The organism is Dactylosporangium sp. NPDC005572 (assembly GCF_040605515.1).
Lineage (GTDB): Bacteria > Actinomycetota > Actinomycetes > Mycobacteriales > Micromonosporaceae > Dactylosporangium.
Genome location: NZ_JBEXCY010000014.1, coordinates 9,413 through 18,331, shown reverse-complemented (window position 1 = coordinate 18,331; position 8,919 = coordinate 9,413). Strand labels below are relative to the sequence as shown.

Sequence of the window (8,919 nt, the reverse complement as noted above, 5' to 3'; positions counted from 1 at the left end):
CGTTGCCCCAGGTCGGTCGACCGCAACCGCGAGCACCAGCCGTGACCGCCATGCCGAGCCTCCCAGTCGGTCGATCGACCGACCGACACCGCGAGCGACCGAGTCGGTCTATCGACCGACCGAAGCCGCGCCGCCGTTGCCGCAGGTCGGTCGACCGACCGAATGAGCGCTGGGCATCTCGGTCGGTCGGCCGACCGAGATTGACGTGTGCGCAGGCAGTGGTCGATCACGTCCCGCCGAGAGCAACACCAGATCAACATGAGCAGCGAGCGACCCACGTCTACATGTGCCCGCGTCAGACGCTGGGCGGACTCAGGACGCTGTCGCTGCCTGGAGGACCGCCGCCTCGATGCGGGCGCGTTCGTCCGGGGACCACGAGCCGGCCAGGTAGAACGCGTCCACCACCGCGCCGCCCAGGGTCGAGATGCGGGCCGAGCGTACGTCCGCGCCCACATCCTCCAACGCGCTCGCCACCCGGAACAGCAGGCCCGGCGTGTCCGTCGCGCGCAGCTCGAACACCGTGGCGTCCGTAGCGGCCGACGACGGCTGCCACACCACCCGCGGCGGCGCCGCGGCGCTGCGGCGGGACGAGCGGTCGCGGGCGGCCAGGCGTTCGGCCAGCGGGAGGTCGCCGGTCACCGCTCGGCGAAGATCCGAAACGATCGCCTCGCGGTCGAGCTCGCCGCCGTAGCGGGGCTGGACGGCGCAGACCATCCGCGCCACGCCGTCGACGGTGACGGTGTCGGCCGTGACGACGTCGAGGCGGTGCAGGGACAGGCAGCCGGCCACCGCCGCCAGGAGGCCCCGGCGGTCGGTTGCGGTCACCGACACCGAGTCTTCATCCAGGTGTACCGCCGGCAGCCGCGCCGGCACCGGCAGCGCCGCGGCAGGTGAGCGGGGCGGGTCGACGACGCCGGTGTCGAGCGCGCGGTCGACGTAGCGGACGAGTTCGGCGATCAGGCGGCCCTTCCAGTCCGACCAGGCCGCCGGGCCGGTCGCGGCTGCGTCGGCGCGGGCCAGGGCGTGCAGCAGGCCGAGGGTGGAGGTGTCGCCGACGGCGGCGGCGACCGTGGCGATCGTCTGCGGGTCGGACAGGTCGCGGCGGGTGGCCGTGTCGGGCAGCAGCAGGTGCAGGCGGACGACCTTCTCGACCTGGGCCACCTCGGCGGGCGGCAGGCCCAGGCGGGCGGCGATCGCGGCGGCGATCGGGGCGCCGACGACGCTGTGGTCGCCGGGCAGGCCTTTGCCGATGTCGTGCACCAGGCCGCAGAGTACGAGCAGGTCGGGGCGGTCGACGTCGCGGGCGAGGGCGGCCGCCTCGCGGGCGGTCTCGACCAGGTGGCGGTCGACGGTGAACAGGTGCACCGGGTTGTGCTGGGGCAGGCTGCGCACGCGGGCCCACTCGGGCAGCCAGTTGACGACCAGGCCGTACCGGTCGCAGGCCTCCCAGACCTCGATCATGGACGGGCCGCTGCCGAGCAGCGTGAGCAGGGCGTCGCGGGCCGGGGCCGGCCAGGGCTGGGGCATCGGGCCGGCGAAGCCGCCGAGCCACTCCAGGGTGGCGTGCGAGATCGGCAGCTCGGCCCGGGCGGCGGTCGCGGCGACCCGCAGCGGGAGGGCGGGGTCGGGGCGCGGGGTGACGGCGGTGCGGGCCAGCACGACCTCGCCGTTCTGCTCGACGACGTCGCGCGCGAGCGGGCGGCGCTCGGAGTGCCCACGCGGGGCGGCCCAGCGCTCGACGGCCCGCCAGGCGTCGTCGCTGGCGTACGCGATCGTGCGGGCGGACTCGGCGATCCGCCGCAGCACCTCGTCGCGGTCACCCAGGTCGAGCAGCTCGGCGACCTCGTCGCGGTCCTGGGCGAGGAGGCGGTCGACGCGGCGGCCGCGCACGGCGTGCAGCGCGTCGCGGACGTCGAGCAGGGTCAGGTGCGCGCCCCGGACGGCCGGTCGCGGCCCGTCGGCGACGCCGGCGAAACCGATGCCCCGCAGTACGCCGAAGTCGCGCAGGCCACCCCGCGACTCCTTGACGTCGCCCTCGAGGAGGAACGCCAGCTCGCCGTGGGCCTTCCAGCGGTCCTGCGTGAGCCGGCGCAGCGCAGGGAGCAGGGCGCGGGCCTCCCGGCGCCATTGGGCGACGGCGTCGGCGTGCAGCGTCTGCAGCAGCGCGGGGTCACCGGCCACGAGCCGGGCGTCGAGCAGCCCAAGGGCGACCTTCAGGTCCTCGCGGGCGACCGACAGCGCCTGCTGCGGGGTGCGCGTCGAGTGGTCGAGGGCGAACTTCGCGTCCCAGACCTGGTACCAGATGCGCGTGCCGAGCTCGTCGGCGATGGATGAGGGCCCGGTGTGGAGCAGGACCAGGTCCAGGTCGCTGCGTGGCGCGCACTCGCGCCGCCCCAGGCCGCCGACGGCGACCAGGGCCAGGCCGTCGGTGGTGCCGCCCGCCTCGGCGTACACCTTGGCGAGCCAGCCGTCGAGCGCGGCGGAGCGCTCGGCACGCGCGGCGGCGCCCGCCCCGGTGGAAAGGACCGGAGCGGGCGCCGACGGTTGCGTCATGCTGTTCAGGGTAGAGATCGCAGCGGCTTACAGGGCGTCGAGCCCGCGCTCGCCGGTGCGCACCCGGACCACCTCGTCGACCGAGGTGACCCAGACCTTGCCATCACCGATCTTGCCGGTGCGGGCGGCGGTCACGATGGCGTCGACGACCTTCTCGAAGTCGAGCTCGTCCGTGACGATCTCGACCCGGATCTTCGGGACGAACTCCACCGTGTACTCCGCACCGCGGTAGACCTCGGTGTGGCCCTTCTGACGGCCGTAGCCCTGGACCTCGCTCACGGTCAGGCCGGCCACGCCCAGGGCGTGGAGTGCCTCTTTCACCGCGTCGAGCTGGTACGGCTTGATGACCGCGGTCACCAGCTTCATGCCCATTCCCTCCGACATCCCTCGACGCTATCCGGCTACCTTTTCCGACGCCGGGGCTTCCGCCGCCGACGTTGCTGCTGCCTTGCTCGCTCCGACACCCGCGAGGGCGAAGGCGCCGCCGCTGCTGCCGCTCGCCGGCGTCAGGTCGTAGCCGCTCTCCGCGTGCTCGGCGATGTCGATGCCTTCGACCTCCGACTCGGCGCTGACCCGGAAGCCCACCGTCTTCTCGATGATGAAGGCGAGGATGAAGGCCACGGCGAACGAGTAGACCGTCACGATAGCGCTGGCACCGGCCTGCGCGCCCAGCTGGGCCGCGCCGCCGCCGTTGAACAGACCGGCCTTGGCGCCCAGGGCACCGGTGATGGCCGAGTTCAGGTCCGGGTTGGCGAAGAAGCCGAGCCAGAGGGAGCCGATCCAGCCACCGACGAAGTGGACGCCGACCACGTCGAGCGAGTCGTCGTAGCCGAAGCGGTACTTCAGGCTGACGGCCAGGGCGCAGACGATACCGGCGACGAGGCCGAGCAGGACGGCCGCCCACGAGTCGATGAAGCCACACGCGGGGGTGATCGCGACCAGGCCGGCGATCGCACCGGAGGACGCGCCGACGAGGGTCGGCTTCCGGTCGCGGATCCACTCGACGATGACCCAGCCGAGCACGGCGGCGGCGGTCGCGACCTGCGTGTTCACGAAGGCCAGACCGGTGACGCCGTCGACGGTGAGCTCAGATCCGGCGTTGAAGCCGAACCAGCCGAACCACAGCAGGCCGGCGCCGAGGGCGACGAACGGCACGTTGTGCGGCTTCATGCTCTCCCGCGGCCAGCCGATGCGCTTGCCGAGGACCAGGGCCACGCCGAGTGCTGCCGCACCGGCGTTGATGTGGACCGCGGTACCACCGGCGAAGTCGAGCGGGTGGAGCTTCTGGGTGATCCAGCCGCCGCCCCAGACGTTGTGGGCGACCGGGAAGTAGACCAGCGTGGCCCAGCCGAACGCGAAGAGCAGCCAGCCGCCGAACTTCGCGCGGTCGGAGATCGCGCCGCTGATCAGGGCGACCGTGATGACGGCGAACGTCATCTGGAACACCATGAAGACGTAGGTGGGGATGCCGATGCCGCTGGGGTTCTCGGCGGTGGCGCCCCAGAACTGGTCGATGTAAGTCTTGGAGCCGAAGTACTGTCCCAGGTCACCGAACAACCCGCCCGCGGAGTCCGCGCCGAAGGCGGCGCTGAACCCGTAGAACAACCACAGGATGCTGACGAGCCCGATCGTCGAGAAGCTCATCATCATCATGTTGAGGACGCCCTTGGAGCGGTTCAGGCCACCGTAGAACAGTGCCAGACCCGGCGTCATGAGCAGCACGAGCGCGGTCGATACCAGCAACCATGCGGTGTTGCCGGTATCGATGGTCGCTTCAGGCACGCTGGCCTCCTAGTAGTCGAGATCCTCCCTCCCGACCTTCGGAGCAGCATTGCCCTTCAGCCGGTTGCGCGAGAGCTTTCATGTCCCACGTTTCGCGCACCGGCGCTGCGCGGTTTCTACCGCGTCACGTCATGTTTCCAGCGTGTGAAGAAACCTTCACTATCCGGAGAATGCCTATCGAAGTGCGTACTCGAGCGTGTGCCGCTCGTAGTCGATGAGCCGCAGGTCACGCACCGGACGACGGAGATGTCCCTTGTGCACGATCCGCACGAATGCGGGGTCTCCGGCGGCCGCCATACGGCGAATACCCTCGATGTGATCGACGATCCGCTTGCGGATCACCCGCACCAGCCGGTGCCGGTCACGCGGGGTGAGGCCATAGGCGTCGGCGAACATCCGCAGCCGCCGCGGCCGGTTGGGCCGCTTCCAGCCGAGCGTGTACGAGTCGCGGTCGGAGAACAGCGGCACCCAGGTCCACGCCGCGTACGCCACGTCGTAGATCCGGGCGCCCGGCGACGCCAGGTCGAAGTCGATCAGCGACAGCGTGCCGTCCGGGCGCCAGATGACGTTGTGCGGCGCGGCGTCGTGGTGACAGATGACCTCGGTGTCCGGCGGCGGCGGGCCGAAGGAGCGCCAGACCGCGTTGGGCGGCGGGCGAAACCCGGCCTGGGCGTCGTGGAACATCCGCAGCATCGTGGCCACGGTGACCATCGCCTCGTCGGTCACCCAGTGCGGGGCGAGCGGATACTCGCCGCACTCGCCTTCGAGGTACGAGAGGACCTCACGGCCCCGCTCGTCGATGCCGAAGGCCCGCGGCGCGCCGGTGAACCCGACATACTCCAGGTGGCGCAGCAAGGCGTGCACAGCGGGCGTCCAAGGGCCCGCGTTGCGGCGCACCGTGTCGCCCGAGCGCACCACGACGGAGGTGTTCCCGCCATGGAGCGGGATCTCCTGCTGCGTCACGTGATCGTCCTTCGTTGACCAGACCGGGGGGACCTACGGTCCCAAGGTACCGTCCGAGGTTACGCGTCGTTGCCAACGAGCGCGTCGACGAACTGTCGGGCATCGAACGGAGCGAGGTCGTCGGGCCCCTCTCCCAGCCCCACGAGCTTCACCGGAATGCCCAGTTTGCGCTGTACCGCGATGACGATGCCACCCTTCGCGGTGCCGTCCAGTTTGGTCAGCGCCACGCCGGTGACGTCCACCACCTCGGTGAACACCCGGGCCTGCTCCAGGCCGTTCTGGCCGGTGGTGGCGTCGAGGATGAGCAGCGTCTCGTCGACCGGGCCGTGCTTCTCGATCACCCGCTTGACCTTGCGCAGCTCGTCCATGAGGCCGACCTTGTTCTGGAGCCGCCCGGCGGTGTCGATGAGCACCGTGTCCACACCCGCGTCAATACCCCGTTTGACCGCGTCGAACGCCACCGAGGCCGGATCCGCCCCTTCGGGTCCCCGGACGACCTCGGCACCCACCCGGCCGGCCCAGGTGGCGAGCTGCTCGGAGGCCGCGGCGCGGAACGTGTCGGCCGCACCGAGCACGACCGTGTGGCCGTCGGCGACGAGCACCCGGGCGATCTTGCCGCAGGTGGTGGTCTTGCCGGCGCCGTTGACCCCGACGACGAGCAGCACGGCCGGGCGCCCGTCCCGGGGCGTGGCGGCGAGGCTGCGGTCCAGGTCCGGCTCGAGGGCGGTGACCAGCTCGTCGGCGAGCATCGCCCGCAGCTCGGTCGCGGTCGCGGTGCCGTGGATGCGGGCCCGCTCGCGGAGCTTGCCGACGATCTCGGTGGTGGCGGCGACGCCGACGTCGGCGCCGATGAGGGTCTCCTCGACCTCGTCCCACGTGTCGTCGTCGAGCTTGTCGCGGGAGAGCAGTGCGAGCAGGCCCTTGCCGAAGACGTTCTGCGAGCGGGAGAGGCGGGCCCGCAGCCGCACCAGGCGACCTGCGGTGGGCTCCGGCTTCTCGATGACCGGCGGCGGCGCCTCGACAACCGGCGGCGGCGCCTCGACGACGGGCGGAGGCGCGGGGGGCGCCTCGACGACCTCCGCCGACGGGGGCGCCGGAGGCGCCGACACGACCGGCGGGGCCGACACGACGGGCGGAGCCTTCTTCTCCTCAGTGGGAGGCAGCGTCGGAGGCTTCCGATAGCGGGGCGCGATGAGCGCGAGCGTGGCCCCGATCACTACGACGAGCAGCACCAGGCCGAAGACGATGTACGACTCCATGGCACGAATCCTCCCAGACGCCGGGGAATGCGGCTTGCAGTGGCGCCGAGACGGTCCGGGCAGCATCATTCGTAGGCACCCCGCGACCACCCGGGAGGTCCCCGTACCATGCCCGAAGCCGATCTCGACGCCGACCAGGGCGTCCTAGTCCTCGGCCCGGTCCTCCGCCGCGTCGAGGGCGACCAGGCGACGATCTGGGTGGAGACCGCCCACCCCGCGACGGTCGAGGTCGACGCCGCGCCCGCCGGTGGCGCCGCCCGGACGTTCTCGGTCCACGGTCACCACTATGCCCTCGTCGTGGTCTCCGGGCTGCCGGCCGACGCCGTCACGCGGTACACCCTGAAGATCGACGGCGTCGAGGTCTGGCCCCGGCCGGACGACCCCGCGCCGCCCCCGGTGATCCGGACCCGGCCCCCGGGCGCGCCGGTGCGGCTCGTGTTCGGCTCCTGCCGGGAGGCGAGCCCGCTGAGCGTCACCCGCTATCCCCCGGACGCCCTCGACGCCTACTCCGGGCGGCTCATCGAGTCGATCCGCTCGGCGGCCCCCACCGAGTGGCCCGACCTGCTGGTCCTGCTCGGCGACCAGGTGTACGCCGACGAGACCCCGGAGAAGATCCAGCGCTGGCTGAAGAACCGCCGGGCCGCCCGGCGCGCCGACGCGCCGTCGACCCAGGTCGTGGACTTCCACGAATACACGAAGCTCTACCTCGACTCGTGGACGGATCCCGAGATCCGCTGGCTGCTGTCCACGGTACCGAGTGTGATGATCTTCGACGACCACGAGATCATCGACGACTGGAACACCTCGCAGCGCTGGCGCGAGCAGGTGGAGCAGCTCAGCTGGTGGCCGCAGCGCATCCAGGCCGGCCTGGCGTCGTACTGGGTGTACCAGCACCTGGGCAACCTGGCTCCGAGCACCCTGGCGGAGTGCCCGATCTACGCGGCGGTCGTGTCGGCCGGCGACGCGACCGGGATCCTCGACGAGTTCGGCTCCCGGGCCGACCGCGACCGCGCCTCGTACCGCTGGAGCTACACCGTCGACATCGACCGCACCCGCCTGGTGATGGTCGACAACCGGGCCGCCCGCGAGCTGGAGCAGGGCAAACGGGCGATGCTGCTGGACAGCGAGTGGGCCTGGTTCGCCAAGCAGCTGCCCGGCGACTACGACCACCTGCTGATCGGCTCCTCGCTGCCGTGGCTGCTGCCGCCGGCCATCCACCACCTGGAGTCGATGACGGAGAGGCTGGCCGAGTCGCCGCGCGGCTGGGTCGGCCGCCTCGGCGAGAAGCTCCGCCAGGCCGTCGACCTGGAGCACTGGGCCGCCTTCGGCCGCTCGTTCGACGCCCTGACGGTCCTGCTGGGCCAGATCGGCGCCGGCCAGGGCGGCGTGGCGCCACCCCCGGCGACGATCAGCGTGCTCTCGGGTGACGTTCACCACTCCTACGCGGCGAAGGCGCGCCTGGGCCCGGAGGTGGTGACGCCGGTGTACCAGCTGACCTGCTCACCGGTCCACAACGACATGCCCAAGCTGATCCGCCCGGCGATGAAGTTCGGCTGGAACCGGCCGGCGGCCCGGCTGATGCGCTGGGTCGCCCGCATGTTCGGCGTCCGCAAGCCGCTCGTGCGCTGGAAGAAGCTGGCGGGCCCGCACTTCGGCAACGCGGTGGGCCTGCTGGTGCTGCAGGGGAGATCGGCGCACGTCAACTTCCAGGGCACCCGGCCGGACAAGACGCTGGGCGAGGTGGCCGTGCTCAAGCTGGACTGACGGGCGGCACCGTGTCGGGCGGCCCGTCCAGGTCGGGCCAGGACCAGAGGGTGGCGACGCGGGCCCGCCCGCTGAGGTAGGCGACGGCGGGCTCGCGGATCGGCGCGAACCACATGGCTTCGAGCCGCTGGAGGGCCGCGTCCAGCCCCACCCACTCGCCGCCGCCTCCGTGCGGCCCGACCCCGGTGACCTCAAAGCCGATCATCTCGTACCGCCGGCCGCCGGCCGTGTACCGCGCGACCCACAGCAGCCGCTCGGCGACGACGTCCGCGTAGCCGGCCTCGGCGGCGACCCGGCCCAGCAGCGGCTCCCCGTCACCGACGGCACCCCCGGGCAGCGCCCAGTCGTCGCCGTCCCGGACGAGCAGCACGTCTCTGCCGCGCCGGACGACCGCCCCGACCGCGACCTGCACGCCGACCACGCCCCAACCCTAAGCCGCCGCACACCCCAGGCCGCCCACCACGTCCGCCGCGCCACATCCAGTCTGATGCATCAACCTTGATGCATCACTTTTAATACATCAGAAAGGATGCATCGCTCCTGATGCATCGCTCCTGATGCATCGCTCCTGATGCATCGCTCCTGATGCATCGCTCCT

At 71.8% G+C, this 8,919-nt stretch carries 7 protein-coding genes; 1 reads left to right on the top strand and 6 read right to left on the bottom strand.

The window, feature by feature from the left end; all coding sequences use genetic code 11:
- Positions 1-312: 312 nt before the first annotated feature.
- The 5 genes from ABZS66_RS10315 to ftsY all read right to left on the bottom strand — a co-directional run bounded on the left by ABZS66_RS10315 (position 313) and on the right by ftsY (position 6,557).
- On the bottom strand, positions 313-2,553 hold the full coding sequence (locus ABZS66_RS10315; RefSeq protein WP_354756793.1) for a [protein-PII] uridylyltransferase: 2,241 nt from the start codon (positions 2,551-2,553) through the stop codon (positions 313-315).
- 27 nt (positions 2,554-2,580) lie between these two features.
- Positions 2,581-2,919, bottom strand: a complete 339-nt coding sequence (locus ABZS66_RS10310) for a P-II family nitrogen regulator (RefSeq protein WP_190249674.1) — start codon at positions 2,917-2,919, stop codon at positions 2,581-2,583.
- Between the two features lie 27 nt (positions 2,920-2,946).
- Positions 2,947-4,335 (bottom strand): ammonium transporter, encoded by a 1,389-nt coding sequence (locus tag ABZS66_RS10305; protein WP_354756792.1) that lies wholly within the window; start codon positions 4,333-4,335, stop codon positions 2,947-2,949.
- A gap of 174 nt (positions 4,336-4,509) precedes the next feature.
- Entirely contained in the window at positions 4,510-5,298 is a 789-nt protein-coding gene (locus ABZS66_RS10300) for an aminoglycoside phosphotransferase family protein (protein WP_190249643.1), read from the bottom strand.
- Between the two features lie 59 nt (positions 5,299-5,357).
- Complete coding sequence (gene ftsY / locus ABZS66_RS10295) at positions 5,358-6,557, bottom strand: signal recognition particle-docking protein FtsY (protein ID WP_354756791.1); 1,200 nt, start codon at positions 6,555-6,557, stop codon at positions 5,358-5,360.
- Between the two features lie 108 nt (positions 6,558-6,665).
- On the opposite strand from ftsY, the gene ABZS66_RS10290 reads away from it, so the two are divergent.
- The gene (locus ABZS66_RS10290) at positions 6,666-8,321 is read left to right on the top strand and encodes an alkaline phosphatase D family protein (protein ID WP_354756790.1); all 1,656 of its coding nucleotides are present in this window, start codon (positions 6,666-6,668) and stop codon (positions 8,319-8,321) included.
- Here the strand turns inward: ABZS66_RS10290 and ABZS66_RS10285 are convergent.
- The gene (locus ABZS66_RS10285; RefSeq protein ID WP_354756789.1) at positions 8,308-8,742 is read right to left on the bottom strand and encodes an NUDIX domain-containing protein; all 435 of its coding nucleotides are present in this window, start codon (positions 8,740-8,742) and stop codon (positions 8,308-8,310) included. The genes ABZS66_RS10290 and ABZS66_RS10285 overlap by 14 nt on opposite strands.
- Positions 8,743-8,919: the final 177 nt, after the last annotated feature.

Coding starts and splice junctions, on each gene's coding strand:
- ABZS66_RS10315 (WP_354756793.1), bottom strand. CDS start 2,553: ATGACGCAACCGTCGGCGCCCGCTCCGGTCCTTTCCACCGGGGCGGGC.
- ABZS66_RS10310 (WP_190249674.1), bottom strand. CDS start 2,919: ATGAAGCTGGTGACCGCGGTCATCAAGCCGTACCAGCTCGACGCGGTG.
- ftsY (WP_354756791.1), bottom strand. CDS start 6,557: ATGGAGTCGTACATCGTCTTCGGCCTGGTGCTGCTCGTCGTAGTGATC.
- ABZS66_RS10290 (WP_354756790.1), top strand. CDS start 6,666: ATGCCCGAAGCCGATCTCGACGCCGACCAGGGCGTCCTAGTCCTCGGC.